The sequence below is a fragment of the Streptomyces sp. NPDC002403 genome (genome assembly GCF_053593015.1).
This window is the reverse complement of record NZ_JBSFBQ010000001.1, coordinates 478,863-499,944: the sequence shown is the minus strand read 5'-3', so window position 1 is coordinate 499,944 and position 21,082 is coordinate 478,863. Positions and strand designations below refer to the sequence as shown.

Sequence of the window (21,082 nt, the reverse complement as noted above, 5' to 3'; positions counted from 1 at the left end):
CACCCACGCGCACCCGACCGGTGAACTTCCGTCAACTCCCGTTACCTGTGCGCTTTCTGTCAACCTCTCCGGTCGATTTCCCCTCTAGATACGTGAAGCGGTCCGCACCGGCGTCCCATCGGTGCCGACTGACCAGTGGCCCCTCGGGGCCGCCTGATTCTCCAGGGGGAGAGTTGCGCAGACACGTGAGAAACGCGTGTGTTTCGACCGTCGCCATGGCCGCCGCCGTGGCGCTCGCAGCCGGGATGACCAGCCCGGCCGTGGCCCAGCCCGACGCCGCCCAGCCGTCCGGCACCGGGGCCAGGACCCAGTGGCCCCCGGCCCAGAACCGGCTGACGCTGATCACCGGCGATGTCGTCACGGTGGACGCCAAGGGCCGGGTCCTGGGCTTCCGGGCTGCGAAGGGCCGCGAGCACATACCCGTGCAGCGGCAGATACGCGACGGGCACACCCTGCTCGTCCCGGCCGACGCACACCGGCTGATCAGCTCCGGCAAGCTGGACCGACGGCTGTTCGACGTCACCGAGTTGAACCGGGCGGAGAACCGCAGGGCCCAGAAGGCGGGCCTGAAGCTGATCGTCTCCTACCGGGGCGCCCGGGCGGCGGCCGCGAAGGCCGAGGTCCGGGACGCGGGTTCCACCCGGGTCGGCCGGACCCTGAACTCGCTGAACGCCCAGTCGGTGACCACGCCGCAGCGTGACGCCCAGGACATCTGGCAGGCACTCACCGACAAGGCGGCGCACGGTACGCAGCGCACCACGGCCGCCGGGATCGACCGGGTCTGGCTGGACGGGGTGCGCCGGGCGAGTCTCGACAAGAGCGTGCCGCAGATCGGTGCCCCTGCCGCCTGGAAGGCCGGTTACACCGGAAAGGGCGTCAAGATCGCCGTACTGGACACCGGTGTGGACGCCACCCACCCCGATCTCCAGGGCCGGATCCTCGACACGAAGAACTTCACCGCCTCGCCCGACACCAAGGACCGGGTCGGCCACGGCACCCATGTCTCCTCGATCGCGGCCGGTTCGGGCGCCAAGTCGGGCGGCAAGTTCAAGGGCGTCGCCCCGGAAGCCCGGTTGCTGGAAGGCAAGGTGCTCGACGACAACGGCTTCGGCGACGACTCCGGCATCCTGGCCGGCATGGAGTGGGCGGTCGCGCAGGGCGCCGACATCATCAACCTGAGCCTCGGCGGCAGCGACACCCCCGAGGTGGACCCGCTGGAAGCGGCGGTCAACAAGCTGTCGGCCGACAAGGGTGTCCTGTTCGCCATCGCGGCGGGCAACGAGGGCGACGCGGCCGGTACGGTCGGCTCCCCGGGCAGCGCGGACGCCGCGCTGACCGTCGGCGCGGTCGACGACAAGGACCAGCTGGCCGACTTCTCCAGCCGTGGCCCGCGCGTCGGCGACGGAGCGATCAAGCCCGATGTCACCGCCCCCGGCGTGGACATCACGGCGGCGGCCGCACCCGGATCCGCCATCGACCAGGAGGTCGGGCAGAACCCGCCCGGCTATCTGACGATCTCCGGTACGTCGATGGCGACCCCGCATGTCGCGGGCGCCGCGGCGCTCCTCAAGCAGCAGCACCCGGAGTGGAAGTACGCCGAGCTCAAGGGCGCGCTGACGGCCTCGGCCAAGCCGGGCGCGTACTCGCCGTTCGAGCAGGGCACGGGCCGGATCGCGGTCGACCGGGCGATCGCCCAGACCGTCGTCGCCGACCCGGTGTCGGTGAGCTTCGGGGTGCAGCAGTGGCCGCACACCGACGACACCCCGGTCACCAAGAAGGTGACGTACCGCAACCTCGGCACGGCCGATGTCACCCTCGACCTCGCGGTCACGGCCACCGGCCCCGGGGGCAAGCCCGCCCCGGCCGGTTTCTTCGGTCTCGGCGCCGACAAGGTGACCGTCCCCGCGGGCGGCACCGCGGACGTGCCGCTGACCGTGAACACCAAGCTCGGCGGTACGGCCGACGGCACCTACTCCGCGTATGTCGTCGGGACCGGCGGCGGCCAGAGCGTCCGCACGGCGGCCGCGGTCGAGCGCGAGATCGAGTCGTACGACGTCACGGTCAAGACGATCGGGCGCGACGGCAAGCCCGCCGAGTTCGCCGAGGCCGACCTCTTCGGCCTCTCGGGAACGGCGCTCGGCCAGTGGCTCTCCCCGACGCTCACCGACGGCACCGCCAAGGTCCGTCTTCCCAAGGGCGGTTACACGCTGAACGGGTCCGTCACCGTCGACCCGGAGGACTACGCCAAGGGCACCGACTGGCTGTCGCAGCCGAAGCTGGACGTCACCAAGAACCTCACCGTGACGCTCGACGCGCGCAAGGCGAAGCCGGTGAACATCACCGTGCCCGCCACCGGGACGAAGTCCCTGCTGGCCGCGCCCGACCTCCAGTTCTCGACCGAGGACTCCGGCTACACCTACGGCTGGATCCTCGACACGTACAAGAACTTCCGCACCGCGCACTTCGGCCCGGCCGTGACCGACGGTTCGCTCTCCCAGCACTGGATCGGCAGCTGGAGCAAGGGCACCTCGACCCGGTACGACATCGCGGCCGGCGGTCCGGTGACCCGGGCGGCCACCGGTTTCGAGCGGAAGTACACCACCGGCCAACTGGCCAAGGTCGGCCTCTCCCTCGGCTCGCCCGCCAAGGGCAAGACCGGTGAGATCGCCACCACGGGCTGGCTGCCCGGCTCGGACGGCGGCTGGGGGGCCTGGTCCTTCCACAAGATCCCCGGCAAGGTCACCTCCTACGTCTCCACCGCCGACAAGGTGAAGTGGAGCTTCGACTTCGACCAGGACGGCGGAGTCGACGAGGACGGCTACCCGGTGACCGAGGCGACCTACACCCTCGGCGCCCCGCAGGGCTTCAAGGCGGGCAAGTCCTACACGAAGAAGGTCAACACCGCGGTGTTCGGCCCCGCGGTCAGCTCCGAGTACGGCATCCTCCGCGACGGCAACGACATCGTCGGCATGCTGCCGCTGGTGGCCGACGGAGCCGGCAACTTCGGTGGGTCCGCCTACAGTTCGGCCAAGACGGTCCTGTACCGCAATGGCAAGAAGCTCGCCGGGAACGACGACCCGCTGACGGGCATGGTCCCCTTCGCCGTGTCGTCCGCCGCCGCCGACTACCGGCTGACGACCTCGATGCGACGCAGCGCCGCCCTCTCCCCGGTCTCCACCCGGATCGACGCGAGCTGGACCTTCCGCTCCAAGCGGACCTCGGGCCCGGCCATGCTGCCCGTCTCCACGGTGCGGTTCACGCCCAACGTCACCGCGGACAGCAGGGTCACGGCCGGCCGGACCGCTTCCGTGCCCGTGAAGGTGCAGGGTGCGGCCGCCGGGAAGAACCTCAAGTCGCTGACGGTGTACGTCAGTTACGACGCCGGCAAGACCTGGAAGAAGTCCACGGTCAAGGCGGGCAAGATCTCCGTGAAGAACCCGGCCAAGGGGAAGTCCATCTCCTACCGGGCGAACGTCACGGACAAGAAGGGCAACAAGTCGTCGGTGTCGATCTACAACGCGTACTTCGGCAAGTGAGCGCCTAGCCGCACCGACCGCACGACGGCGGCCCGCCGGGACGGATTCCTCCGCCCCGGCGGGCCGCTCGCGTTCTTGGACCGCACCGGGAGGACCGGCGGTCCACCGGTCCCGTTCACCCGCACGAGGAAACCGCAGGTCAGGCGATGCGTTCCCGCACCACCGGGGTGGCGGTGAACGCCGTGCCGGCCGGGGCGATGTCGTACGCGTCGGGCAGGGCCTTCAGGGCGTAGTCGAACTTCTCGGGGGTGTCGGTGTGCAGCGTCAGCAGGGGCTGGCCAGCCGTCACCGTGTCGCCCGGCTTGGCGTGCAGTTCGACGCCCGCACCGGCCTGGACCGGGTCCTCCTTGCGGGCGCGGCCCGCGCCGAGGCGCCAGGCGGCGACGCCGATGTCGTAGGCGTCCAGGCGGGTCAGTACGCCGGTGGACGGGGCCGTGACCACGTGCTGCTCCCGGGCGACCGGAAGCGGGGCGTCCACGTCACCGCCCTGGGCGGAGATCATGCGGCGCCAGACGTCCATCGCGGAGCCGTCGGCGAGGGCCTTCTCGGGGTCGGCGTCCTTGAGCCCGGCCGCGTCGAGCATCTCGCGGGCCAGGGCGAGGGTGAGGTCGACGACGTCCTTGGGGCCGCCGCCGGCCAGTACCTCGACCGATTCGCGCACCTCCAGGGCGTTGCCCGCGGTCAGGCCGAGCGGGGTGGCCATGTCGGTGAGCAGGGCGACGGTGCGCACTCCGCTGTCGGTGCCCAGCGCGACCATGGTGGAGGCCAGTTCGCGGGCGTCGTCGATGGTCTTCATGAAGGCGCCGGAGCCGACCTTGACGTCCAGGACGAGCGCGCCGGTGCCCTCGGCGATCTTCTTGGACATGATGGAGCTGGCGATGAGCGGGATGGCCTCGACGGTGCCGGTGACGTCGCGGAGCGCGTAGAGCTTCTTGTCGGCGGGGGCGAGCCCGTCACCGGCGGCGCAGATCACCGCGCCGGTGGTGTCCAGGACGTTCAGCATCTCCTCGTTGGAGAGGTGGGCGCGCCAGCCGGGGATGGACTCCAGCTTGTCGAGGGTGCCGCCGGTGTGGCCGAGGCCCCGGCCGCTGAGCTGCGGCACGGCGGCGCCGCAGGCGGCGACCAGCGGGGCGAGCGGCAGGGTGATCTTGTCGCCGACGCCGCCGGTGGAGTGCTTGTCGGTGGTGGGCCGGGAGAGCGACGCGAAGTCCATCCGCTCGCCGGAGGCGATCATCGCGGCGGTCCAGCGGGCGATCTCGGTGCGGTTCATGCCGTTCAGCAGGATCGCCATGGCCAGCGCGGACATCTGCTCGTCGGCGACCTCACCGCGGGTGTACGCGTCGATGACCCAGTCGATCTGCTCGGGGGTCAGCTCGCCTCGGTCCCGCTTGGTGCGGATGACGGAGATGGCGTCCATGTCCTGGGAGTCCTTCCGGCCGGTACGTACGGTACGCAAGAGTCCCGAATGACTCTACGCGCATAGAGGGTGGAGATGGGGGTGGCCCTCCCGGCGGGCGGGAGGGCCACGGTGGACGCGCCGCGGGCGCCCGCTACTTCAGATGGCCCGGGCCGAACGCCTGCGGCAGCATCTCGTCGAGCGTGCGCAGTCCGTCGGGCGTCTCCAGGACCAGCTCGGGGCCGCCGAACTCGTACAGCAGCTGCCTGCACCGGCCGCACGGCACCAGGATCTCGCCGGCCCCGTCCACGCAGGTGAAGTGGGTGAGCCGGCCTCCCCCGGTGGCGTGCAGCTGGGAGACCAGGCCGCACTCGGCGCACAGCCCGATGCCGTACGAGGCGTTCTCGACATTGCAGCCGGAGACCGTACGGCCGTCGTCGACGAGCGCCGCGGCGCCGACCGGGTAGTGCGAGTACGGGACGTACGCGCGGGTCATCACGGACCGTGCGGCGCTCCGCAGCGCCGCCCAGTCGACCTCCGCGGCGGCCGTCACTTGCCCTGGCCCTTGCGGTAGACGAGACCGTCCGCCTTCGGCATGCGCAGGCGTTGCGCCGAGAGCGAGAGAACCAGCAGTGTCGTGACGTACGGAGCGGCGTCGACGAACTGGCTCGGCACCTGGTCCGTCAGCGCGTACCAGGTGAAGAGCAGCGCGGAGACCGCCGCCGAGGCGACCGCGGCCACGTACTTCTTCCGGTACAGCTGCCAGAACAGCACGACCACCAGCAGGATCGCGAGGAGCAGCAGCATCGCGTGCACGTTCTCGGCGCCACCGCGCAGCTTGAGGCTGTCGGTGAAGCCGAACAGGCCCGCGCCGAGCGCCATCCCACCGGGCATCCAGTTGCCGAAGATCATCGCGGCGAGACCGATGTAGCCGCGGCCACCGGTCTGGCTCTCCTGGTAGATGCCGGTGGAGACGATCGCCAGGAAGGCACCGGCGAGTCCGGCCAGTCCGCCGGAGACGACGACGGCGATGTACTTGTACTTGTAGACGTTGACGCCGAGCGACTCGGCGGCGACCGGGCTCTCACCGCAGGAACGCAGCCTCAGGCCGAACGAGGTGCGCCACAGCACCCACCAGGTGCCGGGGATCAGCAGCAGCGCGACGACGGTCAGCCAGGACAGGTTGGTGACCAGGCCACCGACGACCCCGGCGACGTCGGAGACGAAGAACCAGTGTTTCTCCTGCAGATCGAGAAGCCAGTCCGACAGGCCTGGAATGGTGATCCGGTCGATCGCCTCGATCCGCGGGGACTGCTTGGACGAACCGCCCTCCACGCCGTCGAAGGCGAAGTTGGAGAGGTAGCGGGTCAGTCCCACCGCCAGGATGTTGATGGCCACACCGGAGACGATGTGGTTCACCCCGAAGGTGACGGTGATCACCGCGTGCAGCAGGCCGCCGAGGGCGCCGCCGATGATGCCGAACAGGACGCCCACCCACGGGCCCCACTGGAACCCGGCCCAGGCACCGAACCAGGTGCCCAGGATCATCATGCCTTCGAGACCGATGTTGACGACGCCCGCGCGCTCGGCCCACAGACCGCCGAGCCCGGCGAGGCCGATCGGAACCGCCAGTTCGAGGGCGCCCGCGACCTGCCCCACGGAGGTCACGTCGTTGGCACCGCTGATCAGGCGGACGAGCGAGACCAGCGCGAGCCCGCCCGCGATGATCAGCAGGATGACGGGCAGGGTGAGCTTGCGGCGGCCGCCGCCCTTCTTGGGGGCGACGCTCGCGGCGGAAACCTGGGTTGCGCTCACAGTGCGGCCTCCTTCTCGGTCTTGAGGGCATGGCCGGCGGCGAGTTCCTCGCCGACCTTCTGCTGCTGGCGGCGGGTTCCGTAACGGCGCACGAGTTCGTAGCTGACGACGACCGAGATCACGATCAGGCCCTGCATGATCGTGGCGATCTCCTTCTCGTACCCGAACTGGTCGAGCGAGGCGGATGTCTTGTCCAGGAAGGCGATCAGCAGGGCGCTGAAGGCGATGCCGATCGGGTTGTTCCGGCCGAGCAGGGCGATGGTGATGCCGGTGAAGCCGATCCCGGTCGGGAAGTCGAGGCTGTAGGTGTGTGTGTCACCGAGGAGCGTCGGCATGCCGGCGAGACCGGCGACGGCTCCGGAGATCAGCATCGAGGTGAGGACCATCTTCTTGGCGTCCACACCGGAGGCCTGGGCGGCGCTCTCGCTCTCGCCCGTGGCCCGCAGGTCGAAGCCGAAGCGGGTGCGGTTCAGGACGAACCAGTAGATGACACCGCAGGCGGCCGCGACGAAGGTGAATCCGTAGATCTCCCCCGCCTCCGCTCCCATGGACAGGCCGGGGAACCAGGCGGACTCCGGGATGTCGCCGGTGGTCAGGTTGTTGGAGCCGGCGGGCTGCACGCCGAAGTTCTTCGGCAGGATCAGCCAGGCGATCAGCGCGGTCGCGATGGAGTTGAGCATGATCGTCGAGACGACCTCGCTCACCCCCCGCGTGGTCTTCAGGAAGCCGGCGATGCCCGCCCAGAAGGCGCCGACCAGCATCGCGACGATCACGATCAGCGCGATCTGCAGCGCCCCCGGAAGATCGACGCTCGCACCGACCAGCGCGGCGACCATCGCGGCGAGCCGGTACTGGCCGTCGACGCCGATGTTGAAGAGGTTCATCCGGAAGCCGACGGCGACCGCGAGGGCGGCGAGGTAGTAGGTACCCGCCTGGTTGATGATCAGCACCTGCACGTCGACGTAGGTCGCCGAGTCGAACATCAGCCGATACGGCTCGAACGGGTTCTTGCCCGAGGCGAGCAGCACCACGGTGGTGAGCACGAAGGCGACGACCAGGGCGAGAACGGGGCCGGCGAAGCCCAGGATCAGCCGGTCCTTGTCGAATTTCTTCATCGGTCCTCGTCCTCCGGTGCTGCCTCGAGATGACCGGTGGCGGCGCCGGTCATGGCCGAGCCCAGTTCCTCCGGGGTGATGGTGCCGGGGTCGGCGTCGGCGACCAGCCGGCCGCGGTACATGACGCGCAGGGTGTCGGAGAGCCCGATCAGCTCGTCCAGGTCCGCCGAGATGAGCAGGACGGCGAGGCCCTCGCGGCGCGCCTCGCGGATCTGGTCCCAGATCTGCGCCTGCGCTCCGACGTCCACGCCGCGGGTGGGGTGCGCGGCGATCAGGAGCTTCGGGTCGTGGCTCATCTCGCGGCCGACGATCAGCTTCTGCTGGTTGCCGCCGGAGAGGGAGGCCGCGGTGACCTCGATGCCCGGGGTGCGGACGTCGTACTCGCGCACGATCCGCTCGGTGTCGGCGCGGGCCGCCTTGATGTCCAGGAGCCCGCCGCGGCTGTTGGGCCGTTCCGTGACGTGGCCGAGGATACGGTTCTCCCAGAGGGACGCCTCCAGCAGCACACCGTGCCGGTGACGGTCCTCCGGGATGTAACCGATGCCGCTCTCGCGTCGCTTGCGCGTGGGGGCGTGCGAGATGTCGTCGCCGTCGAGGGTGATCACACCGCCGTCGGGGTTCCGCATGCCGATCAGAGCTTCGATCAGCTCGGTCTGGCCGTTGCCCTCCACGCCGGCGATGCCCAGCACCTCGCCCTTGTGGATGGTGAGGTCGATGCCGGCCAGCACGTCGCGCACCGCACCGTCCGGATCGGTCACGGTGAGCGCGAGGTTCTCGACGCGCAGCATCGGGATGTCCGTCACCGTGGACTCACGGGTCTCGGGAGAGGGCAGTTCGCTGCCGACCATCAGCTCGGCGAGCTGCTTGGTGGTGGTGTTGGCCGGGTCCGCGGTGCCGACCGTCGTACCGCGGCGGATCACCGTGATGTCGTCGGCGACCGACAGCACCTCGCCCAGCTTGTGCGAGATGAAGATGACGGTCAGGCCCTCCGCCTTGAGCTCGCGCAGGTTGTCGAAGAGCGCGTCGACCTCCTGCGGCACGAGCACGGCGGTCGGTTCGTCCAGGATCAGGATGCGCGCGCCCCGGTAGAGGACCTTGAGGATCTCCACGCGCTGACGGTCGGCGACGCCGAGGTCCTCGACGAGGGCGTCGGGCCGGACCCCCAGACCGTACGCGTCCGAGATCTCCATGATCTTCTTGCGTGCGGCGGAGCCGATGCCGTGCAGCTTCTCGCCGCCGAGAACCACGTTCTCCAGGACGGTGAAGTTGTCGGCGAGCATGAAGTGCTGGTGCACCATGCCGATGCCGCATTCGATGGCATCGGCCGGGCTGCCGAACGCCACCTCGGTCCCGTTGATCGTGATGGTGCCCTCGTCCGGCTTCTGCATGCCGTAGAGGATCTTCATCAGTGTGGACTTGCCGGCACCGTTCTCACCGACGAGGGCGTGGACCGTGCCCTTGCGGATGGTGATGTCGATGTCCCGGTTGGCGACGACACCGGGGAAACGCTTGGTGATGCCGCGCAGTTCTACGGCGGGGGGGCTGGACGCGTTGATGACGCACTCTCCTTGGCCGGACAGGAGCGGGGGCGGAGGGGCAGGGGCGGGGTGAAGTTATCGCGCCGGAGGGCTGTCTACACGCGTAGTGCTGCCGAATCGTAAGGCGGATGTGCACAGCACGGAGGGAGACCGGGGGTCGGCCCCGTGCTGGAGCGACGCTGTGACGGGCGGAACTTCTCGGACGAACACCCCGTGAGGCCCGGAGCAGCAGCGATGCGCGGCTCCGGGCCCGGGGAAACCAGCCGTACGGCAGGTGCCGTTACGGGGTGGTCTTGACGGTGACCTTGCCGTCGATGATGGCCTTCTTCGCCTTGTCGACAGCCGCGATGACGTCGGTCATCTTGGTGAAGGCCGGGTTGGAGTCGGCCAGGCCGACGCCGTCCTTGTCCAGGCCGTAACGGACCTCACCGGACTGCGGCTTGCCGTCCTTGACCGACTGGATCAGGTTGTAGACGGAGTCCGCGACGTCCTTGGTGACCGAGGTCAGGATCTGGTCCTTGTACGCCGCCAGGCCCTTCTGGCTGTACTGGTCGGAGTCCACGCCGATGGCCCACTTGCCCGCCTTCGCGGTGGCCTCGATGGACCCGGAGCCGGCCAGACCGGCCGCCGCGTAGATGACGTCGGCCTTCTTGTCGAGCTGCCCCTGGGCGGCGGCCTTGCCGAGGTCGGGCTTGGAGAAGCCGTCGAAGTTCGGCGGCTGGGTCAGGTACTGCGACAGGACCTTCACCGACGGGTCGGTGTCCTTCACGCCCTGCTCGAAGCCCGCCTGGAACTTCTTGATCAGCGGGGTCTCGACACCGCCGATGAAGCCGACCGTCTTGGACTTGCTCACCTTGGCCGCCGCGACACCGGCGAGGTACGAACCCTGCTCCTCGTTGAAGACCAGGTTGGCGATGTTCTTGCCGGTCACCGAGGCGTCGTCGATGATGCCGAAGGTGATCTTCGGGAACTTCGGAGCGACCTTCTTGATGGCGGGCGCGTACGCGAAGCCGACGCCGATCACCGGGTTGTTGCCGGCGCGGGCCAGCGTGGTGAGACGCTGCACCTTGTCGGCGTCCGACTCACCGTCCGACGGCTCGGCCTCGGTGCCCTTGAATCCGAGTTCCTTCTGGGCCTTTTCCAGACCCGCGAAGGCGGCGTCGTTGAACGACTGGTCGCCGCGGCCACCGATGTCGTACGCGAGAGCCGTCTTGGCCCCCTTGGAGTCGGAACCAGCATCCGACGACGTCTTGCCGCCACAGGCCGTGGCACTGAGCGCGAGCGCCGCGGACGCAAGGCCCACGGTGGTGATCCGGGTGATCCGGCGCAAGGGAAGGCTCCTTCAAACCTGACCGAAGCGCCTCTTCCGGCGCTGGTTTCGCGGCGATCGTAACGCGCGTAGATGTCAGATAAAGCCCTGTACGGAAGCCGTTATCGGATCGTCGCGAACCAGCGGTGACGAGTCCGGTTACGGATGGTTGCCGTCGAGCAACGCGGAGGCAGTGAACAGCTCCACGGCCACCGTGATCGCCTCCTCGTCGGCGTCGAAATCGCCGCGATGCAGGTCGAGACGGGCACTGTCGCCGGGGGTGCGGACGCCGAGCCGGGCCATGGCGCCGGGGACGTGTTCCAGGTACCAGGAGAAGTCCTCGCCGCCCAGGCTCTGCTCGGTGTCCTCGATCGCCCGCGGTCCTCGGCGCGCGGTCATCGCCCCGGCGAGCAGATCGATGACGGCGGCGTCGTTGACGACCGGCGGGACACCCTGCACGTAGTCGATCACCGTCTTGGCGCCGTACATCCCGGCCACCTCGTCGATCGCGGCGTGCACCAGGTCGGGGGCCTCCCGCCAGGCGGCCAGTTCCAGGCAGCGGACGGTGCCCGACAGTTCGGCGTGCTGCGGGATCACGTTGCAGGCGTGACCGGACTCCAGCCGCCCCCAGGTGACGGCGAGCCCGGCGCGCGCGTCGACCCGGCGGGCCAGCAGCGCGGGCACCTCGGTGGCGACCTTGGCGGCGGCGGTGACCAGGTCGGTGGTCAGGTGCGGGCGGGCGGTGTGCCCGCCGGGGCCGTCCAGGCTGACCTCCAGCCGGTCGCAGGCCGAGGTGATCGCCCCGACCCGCAGCCCGATCCGCCCCACGTCCACCTTCGGGTCGCAGTGCACCCCGATGATCCGCCCGACGCCCTCCAGCGCCCCGGACAGGATCGTGTCGGGCGCCCCGCCGGGCAGCACCTCCTCGGCCGGCTGGAAGATCAGCCGCACGGGGTTCGGGAGCAGCCCCCGCCGGTCCAGCCCGGCGAGCACGAGGCCGGCGCCGAGGACCGAGGTGGTGTGGATGTCGTGTCCGCACGCGTGCGCCCGGTCGGGGACGGTGGAGCGGTACGGGACGCCGGTCTTGGTGTCCGGGATGGGCAGTGCGTCGATGTCCGCGCGCAGGGCGAGCATCGGCGCGGTGGAGCCGTCCCGCGTGCCCACGTCGCAGATGAGCCCCGTCCCCGTGTCGAGCACCCGGGGCTCCAGTCCCGCCTTCTCCAGCCGGGCCTTGATGGCCGCGGTGGTACGGAACTCCTGGTTGCCCAGTTCGGGGTGCATGTGCAGGTCGCGCCGGAAGGCGATCAGCTCGGCACGCAGGTCCTCGGGCAGGGTGCCGGGCAGCGCCTCGTCGCCGGGCGGCTGGGCATCGGAATCGCGGGACATCAACTGGTTCACCTGGTGAAGGGTAAGGCCCTTCCCCCTTCAACTGACCATGAAACAAGAAAAGTTCAGCCACATAGACGAATAAATGACTGCGTCGTGGCGTGTGAGGTGATGGCCGGGTGGGTACACTCGCCTCCTTTTGCGCCGTGATCGGCAGCCGCGACGGGCCACCGGCCCCCCCTTCAGCCGGACAGCCCCCGGCGCACCGGCATCAGCGCCGCCCCGAGGCACAGGGCCCCGACCGGCAGCAGATCCAGGCTCACGGCCATCAGCACGGTTCCCGCCAGCACCAGCACCGGCGCCCACGCCCGGACCACGTCACGGCGGAGGAAGGCGAGCAGGGTGACCAGGGCCAGCAGCCCGAGCCAGAACAGCATCGGCACCACGGTGTAGACCAACGGCATCACACCGGGCACGCCCTGCACCCGGTCGAACATCTCGCTCATGGCCGCTTTGTCCGCCGAGACGAACGCGACCCCCAGGTCGATCACCGCCTGGACCACCACCGCCGCCGCACCGAGCAGCCCGGTCCAGGCGGCCACTTCGCCCGCGACCCGCCTGCCTCCGCGCTCCCCGGCGAGTCCCCGCAGCCCCAGGAAGACCGGCACGAAGGCGAGCACCCCGGCCAGGAACAGCAGATGCGCCACCGTCCACCACACCCCGGGCCCGTAATCGCCGACGGCCCGCCCGACCAGCCGCACCACCCCGTACCCCGCCATCAGGGCCGGTCCCGCGAGGAGTGCCGTTGCGGCCGTCACCCCGGCCGTGCCACCGTGCCGCTCCGTCGCCGCCCTCATCGTTGTCATGCGTTGATGCTCGCGCCCGGCCGGCCCTGACCGCCATCGGGACCTTCCCCCAACAAACCCTGGGTGTACGTCACTTACGGGTCAGGGTGATCCATGACGTACCGCTCGGGCCTGTCCGCCCGCATCGGCATCGACCGCCATTCCCCAACAGGCGGGAGCCGGCCGCCACCGGCGCATGCGCCGGGATCACGGAGTAAACTTAGTCCAGTGGTTAGTCCGCCCTCGACCCGTCCCTGCGAGGCAGCCGTGGAAGCAGCTCGTCAGTACAACGTCCATGAGGCCAAGACCCACCTCTCGCGCATCCTGGAGCAGGTGGCCACGGGCGAGGAAGTAGTGATCTCCAAAGCGGGAGAGCCAGTGGCCAAGGTCGTGCCGCTCCGCACCCGGGTGAAACGGACCGGGCGCGGCTCGCTCCAGGGACAGATCCGTATCAGGGAAGACTTCGACGAGCTGCCGGACGACCTGGCCGACGCCTTCGGGATGCGCTGATGAAGATGCTGCTCGACACACATGTCGTCCTGTGGTGGCTCGACGACTCCGCCGAGCTCACCGACGAGATCAAGCACCTGCTGGACACGGAGCCCTCGGTCTTCGTCAGTGCGGTCACCCCGTGGGAGATCGCGATCAAGCAGTCCCTGGGAAAGGTCGAAGGTCCCGATGATCTGGCCGAACGAGTACGGGACAGCCAGTTCACCCCGCTTCCGATCACCGCGGGACACGGCGTGCGGGCGGGCAGGCTGCCCGCACATCACCGCGATCCGTTCGACCGGATACTGATCGCACAGGCCCAGACCGAGGGAATGACGATCCTTACCCGCGACAAGTGGATCCCCTCCTACGACGTGCAGGTCATGCCCGTCTGACGGATCTGCGCCCTCGGCCCCGGGCGGGGCCGAGGGATGTTCGCCTGATGCGTCCTTACGCCTCCGTCACCGCCGTGGCCCGCCAGGGCGCCAGGCGCTGGACGCCGCGGGCGGTCTCCGTGACGCCGCTCAGGAAACCCTGGGCGCGCGGGGACGCCGTCTCGCGGAGCCATTCCGGGGCGATGTCGCAGACGGCGACCTTCACCTCGGTGCCGGCCAGGGCCAGCGGCAGGGTGTGGACGACCGTGGAGGGGAAGCTCAGGACCGTGCGGCCGATGGGGCCGCGGCGGGCGATGAGTTCCAGGGGGAGGTCGGGGCGGACGATCTCCAGGCCGGTGGCGGCCTCCAGGGCGTGGAGCTTGTCGGTGGACTCGCGGCGGTGGGCGAAGTAGCGGGTCGCGCCGTGGGTGCGGGACAGGGAGGCGACGGCCTCCAGGTACTGGTCCCGGTCGACCACGCCCGTCTCGACCAGGGAGGTGCCGACCAGGTCCGCGCCCTTGGTGAGCAGCGGCGGGCCGAAGCGGGCGCGGGTCCAGGCGAAGGTGTTGGGGGTGACGGTCACACCGGGCGGAGCCTCGACCGGCATGGCCGTGAAGACCTCGACCGTACGGGTGGCGGACGGGGTGAAGCGGCTGCGGGCGCGGGCGGTGACCGGGGCCAGGACCAGTTCGCGGGGGCCCGAGCTGCCCTTGCGGTGCCAGCGCACCAGGCGTTCGCCGCGCGCCAGTTGGGCGACGAACTCCATGGTGGCCGTGCCGTCGTCGACCACGGTGAGGCGGCGGGCCCGGACCATGGTGAGCAGGAGTTGTACGTACCGGGAGAACGGGTCGCCGATGACGACGTGCTGCGCCCTGCGGACCAGTCCGGACAGGTCGCGCAGGCTCTTGAGGGGCGCGCCCGCGCCGCCGCGCGCCTCCTGCCAGCGGACGTTGATGCCCTCGTCGCGGGCCAGCTCCGCCATCCGGCGCAGCTGACCGCGCGACATCGGGTCGACCGGGGGGAGGACGACGACCGTGATGTCCGTGAGGACCCGGTCGCCGCCTCCCTCTGTGTAGGCCCACTCCAGGACGTTCAGGAGCTGGACCGGGCTCTCGACGAAGGCGAGGTTCACCGGTCGGCCCGTCAGACCGCGACCGGCTCGGCGACCGGGGCCGCCTCGGTGCTCTCGGCGACGACGCCCGCGACCCGGCGGAGCTTCTTCATCGGGCCGAGCTCGGACTCGTACACCTTCTTGACGCCGTCGCCGAGCGAGGCCTCGATGGTGCGGATGTCGCGGACGAGGCGGGTGAGGCCCTGCGGCTCGACGGAGGCGGCCTGGTCGGAGCCCCACATGGCGCGGTCGAGGGTGATGTGGCGCTCGACGAACGCGGCGCCGAGGGCGACGGCGGCGAGGGTCGTCTGGAGGCCGGTCTCGTGGCCGCTGTAGCCGATCGGGACGTTGGGGTACTCCTGCTGGAGGGTGTTGATGACCCGCAGGTTCAGCTCCTCGGCCTTGGCCGGGTACGTCGAAGTGGCGTGGCAGAGAAGGATGTTGTCCGAGCCGAGGACCTCGACCGCGTGGCGGATCTGCTTCGGGGTGGACATGCCGGTGGAGAGGATGACCGTGCGGCCGGTGGCGCGCAGGGAGCGCAGCAGCTCGTCGTCGGTGAGGGAGGCGGAGGCGACCTTGTGGGCGGGGACGTCGAACTTCTCCAGGAAGGCGACGGCCTCGGTGTCCCACGGGGAGGCGAACCAGTCGATGCCGCGCTTGGCGCAGTGCTCGGAGATGGCCTGGTACTCGGCCTCGCCGAACTCGACGCGGTGGCGGTAGTCGATGTAGGTCATCCGGCCCCAGGGGGTGTCGCGCTCGATGTCCCACTGGTCGCGCGGGGTGCAGATCTCCGGGGTGCGCTTCTGGAACTTGACGGCGTCGCAGCCGGCTTCGGCGGCGACGTCGATCAGGGCGAGGGCGTTGTCGAGGTCGCCGTTGTGGTTGATGCCGATCTCGCCGGTGACGTAGACGGGCTGACCGGGGCCGGCGGTGCGGGTGCCGAGGGTGCGCAGACGGGAGGTGCTCATGAGGTGTGTTTCCTTAGTTCGATCGGGTTCGGGGGACCCGGGGGTTACTTGGGGGACTGGGCAGTGGGAGTCGTGAGGGTGGGGCCGAGCAGCCAGGCCGCGATCTCGCGGATGGCGCCGAAGCCGCCGGGGGTGGTCGTGACGGCGCGTGCGGCCGCCCGTACCGAGTCGTGGGCGCTCGCGACGGCCACGGGCCAGCCGGCGAGTGCGAAGCACGGCAGGTCGTTGACGTCGTTGCCGACGTAGAGGACACGGTCGGGAGCGATGGACTGTTCGTCGCACCACTGCTTGAGCGCCCGGTCCTTGCGGTCGATGCCGTGCAGGACCGGGATGCGGAGCTTGTGGGCGCGGGCGGCGACGACCGGGTTCTGCTCGCTGGAGAGGATCAGCAGCGGCAGTCCGGCCTTGCGCAGGGCGGCGATGCCCAGTCCGTCGCCGCGGTGGACGGCGACGATCTCGCGGCCGTCGGCGTCGATGAGGACCCGGTCGTCGGTCTGCGTGCCGTCGAAGTCGAGGACGACCGCGTCGATGTCGTCGAGGGTGGGCAGCGGGGAGGGGTCCAGCAGCGGGGCGAGGGCGCGGGCGCGGTCCAGGTCGTGCGGGTCGTCGATCTCCAGGACCCGTGCGGCGTCGGTGCGCACCAGGGCGGTGTGGCCGAAGAAGCGGTGGCGGTGGGTGCGGAAGCCCGCCGCGTCCATGGCGTACGCGGTGCCCGTTTCGAGGAGGTCCTCGGGGCGGTCCTGGCGCATCTGGCGTACGGACTTGTCGTGGTTGACACCGTAGTTGCCCTCCTCGATCGCGCTGCCGTCGCGCCAGAGGAAGCCGTGGAAGGGGGCGACGGTGACCGCCGTGTCGGCGCCGTCGCGGGCGACCGCGGCGGCGACGCCGTCGATGTCCTCCCGCAGCACGAAGGGACTGGTGCACTGGACCAGCAGCACCACGTCGGCGGTCCGCTCGCGCATCGCCTCGTAGGCGTCCAGGGCGTGCAGCACCGCGTCCTCGCTGCTGGACCTGTCCCCGGCGATGGCCGCGGGGCGCTGGACGATGTGCAGCCGCTCGGAGGCGCCGAGCGTGTCGCCGGCGGCGCGGGCCGCGTCCGCGATGGCCGCGTCGTCGGTCGTCACGACCACATCGGTGACCTCGCGGGAGGCCAGGCAGGCGCGTACGGCGCGGGCGATCAGCGGTACGCCGCCGACCTGGGCGAGGTTCTTGGCCGGTACGCCCTTGGATCCGCCGCGGGCGGGGATCACGGCGAGCACGGTGGGGGTCGGGGTCATCTCTGCTCCTGAAGTGGTGTTCACAGCTCGCCCATCCGTCGGATCACCGGGGCGACCCGCTGGACGCCCTGCCGGTACGCGCCGCGCGCCGCCTCCCGGACCGCCTCGCGGACCGCGCCGCGCACCCCGCCGGTCTCGCGGGGCCGTTCGGCGCCCGGCAGCGGGTGGCCGTCGGGGGCGAGGTGGTGGCGGGCGAGGATGCCGGGGAGGTAGCCGGGAGCGGTGGCGGGCGTGTAGTAGGGCGCGAGGTCGGGCAGCCGGGCGGCGGCGAGCAGGGCGTCGACGCGGGCGCGGGCGTGGTCGTAGGCGGTGGCGTACGTGCCGTCGGCGGCGACGCCCTGGCCGGCCAGCCACCGCGGGTCGGGCTCCGGGCGGAAGCCGCCGTCCAGATGGTCCCAGGAGGTGAGCAGGCCGGAGCCGATGAAGTGGTGGTTGCCCAGCGCCTCGCGGACGCCGAGGTCGGTGAGGACCGCGGTCGGGACGCGCCGGTGCAGGGACTCCAGCGCGGCGGTCGAGGAGACCGTGACCAGCAGGTCGGTGCGGTCCAGGACCTCGCCCATGTGCCCGTACACCAGGCGGAAGTTGGGCGGCAGGCCGCCGGGCAGCTTCTCGGCGAGCCGCTGGTACGGGAGTTCCTCGATGTGCGTGGTGTGCTCGCCGGGCTTGGAGCGCAGCTTCAGCAGCACCTCGCGCTCCGGGTGCAGCCTGGCGTGCTCGACGAGCCTGCGCAGCAGGTACATCCGGTCGTCGCGGGAGGCCGGTACGGAGGGCTGGGCGGCGAAGACGACGGTGTCGCGGCCCTCCTGCGGGCGGTGCGGCTCGCCGCCGAGGAACGGCAGGGCGGCCTCGGTGACGGCGGAGGAGTCGGTGCCCACTCCCTCGTACACCGCGCGGAAACGCTCCGCGTCGTGGCGGGAGTTGGCGAGGACGACGTCCGCGCCGTGCCGCAGCAGCAGTCCGTCGGCGAGCTTCTCGTAGACGACGCCGACGTAGCCGGTGACGACGACGGGCCGGGTGGGCAGCCGCAGTGCGGCGAGTCCGTGCAGCATCGCCTGGACGGCTCCGCCGACGAGGGCGAGGACGACGACGTCGTACCCCTCGTCCCGCACGCCGTGCAGGAACTCGACGGCCGTCACCTCGCGGACCCGGCCGGTCTCGATACCGACGTCGCCGACCTCGGCGAGCTGGCGCGGGGTCGGGGTGGCCCGGCCGCGCAGCAGCAGTCCGCTGATCTCGACGCGCTGCGCCGATGTCCCGGACGCTCCGGCGGTGAGGCGGCGCGCGGTGAGCGCGCCCCATTTCCACCGGGTGTCGGAGTCGGCGAGTACGGCTACCCGGAGGGCGGTCGTCTTTTCGGTACGTGGGGGCACGTCCCAGAACTTAGGAAGGCATTCCGATTCGCGGCCCAACGTGACGGCAACAGCTGGTTAACAGCCCGCCGACGCTTGGCGAATCGCCTTCCCAAAGGGGACGCAATCGCCCATGATTCAGCCCGGTTCATCATTCCGACATTCGCCGTTCACCCGCCGTCCCTCCCGGCGCCAGGGCAAATGACGGGCTCGCGCCTAGCGTGAGACGGGTGGTTAAGCTCTCGGTCATCGTGCCGTTCTACAACGTGCAGACATACGCCCCCGACACCTTGAGAAGCCTGCGGGCGAACGCCCGCGAGGACTTCGAATTCATCCTCGTCGACGACTGTTCGACCGACGGGACCGCGGACATACTGCGCCGCGCCGAGGACGAGATTCCGGGGGTGGTCGTACGCAGACACAAGCAGAACGGCGGACTGGCCACCGCCCGCAACACCGGCCTGGACGCCGCGCGCGGCGAGTACCTCGCCTTCCTCGACGGGGACGACTGGCTCGCGCCCGGGTTCTACGCCGAACTCCTTTCTCGTACGGAGGAGTTGGGCTGCGACTTCGTCCGTACCGACCATGTCCAGGTCGAGCACAGGAACCGCACGGTGCACCGGGTGCCGCACGGCAGGCGCGGCGAGGTACTGGACCCGAGGGATGCGATCCTGCCCGCCGAGCGGTCCACCTCGGTCGACTACCCGTACGCCTGGGCCGGGCTGTACCACCGGCGGCTGCTGGAGCGCGGGCTGCTGCATTTCACGGACGGGCTGCGTACCGCAGAGGACCGGCCATGGATCTGGCGGCTGCATCGCGAGGCCGATTCCTTCGCGGTGCTGGGACTTCTGGGAATTTTCTACCGGCGCGGTGTCGCCTCTTCGCTCACGCAGATCGGCGACGTACGCCAGCTCGATTTCATTCGCTCGTTCGACCAGGTCATTCGGGAAACGGCGGAGGACCGCGACGCGGAGGCACTGCTGCCGAAAGCGGTCCGTACCTATTGCGCGATCATTTTCCACCACATGAGCTCGATCGAAAGGTTCGAACCCGCCGTGGCCCGCACACTGAGATCCATGAGTGCCGCCGCGCTCAGGCGAATGCCGCAGCAGGTGCTCGACGACGCCCTGGACTCGATGGACGTGCAGCGCGCCACCCTGCTGCGCCGGCTGCGCCGCCGCCCGGCCGCCGCGGGCGCCAAGGAGGTGACGGCCGCGTGAGCACCGCCCGGTCCCGCACCACGCAGATCTTCCTCGCCTCCACGCTCTACGGCACCGCCACGCTCGCCGCCGCGCTCGACGCGGGCTGCTTCCCCGACGCGGACCGCCGCATCCTGCTCGTCTCGAACAACGCGGCCGTGCCGGAGACGACGGCCTCCCTCGACACGATGCCCGGGTTCGACGCGCTGCGCGGCCGGTTCGACGACGTGGTGTCGTGGAACACGACGATCGCCCCGTTCCACCCGGGCGGCTGGGCGCCGCGCCCCGACGACCTGCCTCTGTGGGAGCGGCATCTGCGCCTGGCCTGGGGGCTCGGCGACGACGACATCGAGCTCGCGGTCGAGTCGATCCAGGTCAACCCCGCGCTGGCCGTCGCACAGATCTTCACCGGCGCGCCGGTCGATGTGTACGCGGACGGGCTGATGAGCTACGGCCCCACCCGCAACAAGATCGACCCGCTGGTCGGTACGCGGGTGCGCCGGCTGCTCCACCTGGACCTGGTGCCCGGGCTGAAGCCGCTGCTGCTCACGGAGTTCGGGGTGGCGCCGCAGCTCGTGCCGACCGAGGTGTTCCTCAAGGTGCTCGGTGAGCTGGCGGACGCGCCCGGGGCCCGGGACGGCGTTCCGGACGTGGAGGCGCCCGCGCTGCTGCTCGGCCAGTACCTCTCGGCGCTCGGGCTGATCAGCGCGGCCGAGGAGGAGGAACTGCATCTGCGGATGATGCGGGGCGCGGTCGCGCTCGGCCACACCCGTATCGTCTTCAAGCCCCACCCCACGGCACCGGCACAGTGGTCGAGGGCCCTGGGCGAGGAGGCCGGGAAGCTCGGCGCGGAACTGACGGTGCTGGACGACGGGGTGCTCACCGCCCCGGTCCTCGCCGAGGTCCTCTACCAGCGGATGCGGCCCGCGCTGGTCGTCGGCTGCTTCTCGACGGCGCTGCTCACCGCCTCCGCGTTCTACGGGCTGCCGGTGGCCCGGGTGGGCACCGGAATGCTGCTGGACCGGCTTGCCCCGTACGAGAACAGCAACCGCGTCCCGGTCACGCTCGTGGACGCGCTGGTGCCGGAGGTGACGGACCGGGCGGCCGTGGAGCGGGCGGGGACGGCGCGGGACGCCGGGCCGGTGGTTCCGGCGGAGCTGACCGGGCTGGTCACCGCGGTCGGATTCGCGATGCAGCCGAAGATCTACCCGGGGCTGCGCCCGGCCGCCGAGCGGTATCTGGCCGCCCACCTGGACGCCGCCACCTGGCGCTACTTCAAGCGCAGGCGGCTGACCTCGCTGGCGCTGCCGGGGGCGGTGCCGGCGCAGCTCGCGTTCCTGCCGCGCAACGCGGTGGTGCGCCGGGTGGCGCGGTCGGTGCGGCGCCGGGTGGTGCGGCACTAGGGACACGGAACGGGAGCGGGGCGGGGCCGGAT

Annotated in this window: 17 protein-coding genes; 5 read left to right on the top strand and 12 right to left on the bottom strand. The window is 70.6% G+C overall.

All coding sequences use genetic code 11. The features are described 5' to 3' along the window. Nucleotides 1-215 precede the first annotated feature (215 nt). On the top strand, nt 216-3,536 hold the full coding sequence (locus tag ACWCPY_RS02310) for a S8 family peptidase (protein WP_451262375.1): 3,321 nt from the start codon (nt 216-218) through the stop codon (nt 3,534-3,536). A gap of 139 nt (nt 3,537-3,675) precedes the next feature. Here ACWCPY_RS02310 and ACWCPY_RS02305 read toward each other — a convergent pair whose 3' ends face one another. The 8 genes from ACWCPY_RS02305 to ACWCPY_RS02270 form a co-directional block, all read right to left on the bottom strand. Continuing rightward, entirely contained in the window at nt 3,676-4,953 is a 1,278-nt protein-coding gene (locus ACWCPY_RS02305; RefSeq protein ID WP_451262374.1) for a thymidine phosphorylase, read from the bottom strand. A 133-nt stretch (nt 4,954-5,086) separates the two neighbouring features. After that, complete coding sequence (locus tag ACWCPY_RS02300; RefSeq protein WP_072486548.1) at nt 5,087-5,485, bottom strand: cytidine deaminase; 399 nt, start codon at nt 5,483-5,485, stop codon at nt 5,087-5,089. Further along, nucleotides 5,482-6,747 (bottom strand): ABC transporter permease, encoded by a 1,266-nt coding sequence (locus ACWCPY_RS02295; RefSeq protein ID WP_451262373.1) that lies wholly within the window; start codon nt 6,745-6,747, stop codon nt 5,482-5,484. Before ACWCPY_RS02295 ends, ACWCPY_RS02300 begins: the two co-directional genes overlap by 4 nt. Beyond that, on the bottom strand, nt 6,744-7,862 hold the full coding sequence (locus ACWCPY_RS02290; RefSeq protein ID WP_362448202.1) for an ABC transporter permease: 1,119 nt from the start codon (nt 7,860-7,862) through the stop codon (nt 6,744-6,746). The genes ACWCPY_RS02295 and ACWCPY_RS02290 overlap by 4 nt, the downstream gene beginning before the upstream one ends. Further along, nucleotides 7,859-9,442 carry an ABC transporter ATP-binding protein gene (locus tag ACWCPY_RS02285; RefSeq protein ID WP_451262417.1) on the bottom strand — a complete coding sequence of 528 codons (1,584 nt, stop codon included), beginning with the start codon at nt 9,440-9,442 and terminating at the stop codon, nt 7,859-7,861. The genes ACWCPY_RS02290 and ACWCPY_RS02285 overlap by 4 nt, the downstream gene beginning before the upstream one ends. Nucleotides 9,443-9,680: 238 nt before the next feature. Beyond that, nucleotides 9,681-10,730: a BMP family lipoprotein gene (locus ACWCPY_RS02280; RefSeq protein ID WP_451262372.1), complete on the bottom strand. Its 1,050-nt coding sequence runs from the start codon at nt 10,728-10,730 to the stop codon at nt 9,681-9,683. A gap of 138 nt (nt 10,731-10,868) precedes the next feature. Further along, entirely contained in the window at nt 10,869-12,095 is a 1,227-nt protein-coding gene (locus ACWCPY_RS02275; RefSeq protein WP_451262416.1) for an amidohydrolase, read from the bottom strand. A gap of 182 nt (nt 12,096-12,277) precedes the next feature. Beyond that, the gene (locus ACWCPY_RS02270) at nt 12,278-12,901 is read right to left on the bottom strand and encodes a hypothetical protein (RefSeq protein WP_451262371.1); all 624 of its coding nucleotides are present in this window, start codon (nt 12,899-12,901) and stop codon (nt 12,278-12,280) included. Nucleotides 12,902-13,147: 246 nt separating this feature from the next. On the opposite strand from ACWCPY_RS02270, the gene ACWCPY_RS02265 reads away from it, so the two are divergent. Next, nucleotides 13,148-13,390, top strand: coding sequence for a type II toxin-antitoxin system Phd/YefM family antitoxin (locus ACWCPY_RS02265; RefSeq protein ID WP_358950377.1), 243 nt, complete (start codon nt 13,148-13,150; stop codon nt 13,388-13,390). Then, nucleotides 13,390-13,764 carry a type II toxin-antitoxin system VapC family toxin gene (locus ACWCPY_RS02260; RefSeq protein ID WP_451262370.1) on the top strand — a complete coding sequence of 125 codons (375 nt, stop codon included), beginning with the start codon at nt 13,390-13,392 and terminating at the stop codon, nt 13,762-13,764. The genes ACWCPY_RS02265 and ACWCPY_RS02260 overlap by 1 nt, the downstream gene beginning before the upstream one ends. 55 nt (nt 13,765-13,819) lie before the next feature. Here ACWCPY_RS02260 and ACWCPY_RS02255 read toward each other — a convergent pair whose 3' ends face one another. Genes ACWCPY_RS02255 through ACWCPY_RS02240 form a run of 4 tightly spaced genes read right to left on the bottom strand, consistent with a single transcriptional unit; the run spans nt 13,820 to nt 18,469 of the window. Beyond that, on the bottom strand, nt 13,820-14,875 hold the full coding sequence (locus ACWCPY_RS02255) for a hypothetical protein (protein WP_362448220.1): 1,056 nt from the start codon (nt 14,873-14,875) through the stop codon (nt 13,820-13,822). Nucleotides 14,876-14,886: 11 nt separating this feature from the next. Then, nucleotides 14,887-15,822 carry an N-acetylneuraminate synthase family protein gene (locus ACWCPY_RS02250; protein WP_329818784.1) on the bottom strand — a complete coding sequence of 312 codons (936 nt, stop codon included), beginning with the start codon at nt 15,820-15,822 and terminating at the stop codon, nt 14,887-14,889. A 44-nt stretch (nt 15,823-15,866) separates the two neighbouring features. After that, nucleotides 15,867-17,099, bottom strand: a complete 1,233-nt coding sequence (locus tag ACWCPY_RS02245) for a cytidylyltransferase domain-containing protein (RefSeq protein ID WP_451262369.1) — start codon at nt 17,097-17,099, stop codon at nt 15,867-15,869. Between the two features lie 20 nt (nt 17,100-17,119). Next, nucleotides 17,120-18,469 (bottom strand): DUF6716 putative glycosyltransferase, encoded by a 1,350-nt coding sequence (locus tag ACWCPY_RS02240; protein WP_451262368.1) that lies wholly within the window; start codon nt 18,467-18,469, stop codon nt 17,120-17,122. 209 nt (nt 18,470-18,678) lie between these two features. Between ACWCPY_RS02240 and ACWCPY_RS02235 the strand changes: the two genes are divergently transcribed. Together ACWCPY_RS02235 and ACWCPY_RS02230 are read left to right on the top strand one after the other, a co-directional pair. After that, nucleotides 18,679-19,668 carry a glycosyltransferase family 2 protein gene (locus ACWCPY_RS02235; protein ID WP_451262367.1) on the top strand — a complete coding sequence of 330 codons (990 nt, stop codon included), beginning with the start codon at nt 18,679-18,681 and terminating at the stop codon, nt 19,666-19,668. Beyond that, the gene (locus ACWCPY_RS02230) at nt 19,665-21,050 is read left to right on the top strand and encodes a polysialyltransferase family glycosyltransferase (RefSeq protein ID WP_451262366.1); all 1,386 of its coding nucleotides are present in this window, start codon (nt 19,665-19,667) and stop codon (nt 21,048-21,050) included. The genes ACWCPY_RS02235 and ACWCPY_RS02230 overlap by 4 nt, the downstream gene beginning before the upstream one ends. Nucleotides 21,051-21,082 lie beyond the last annotated feature (32 nt).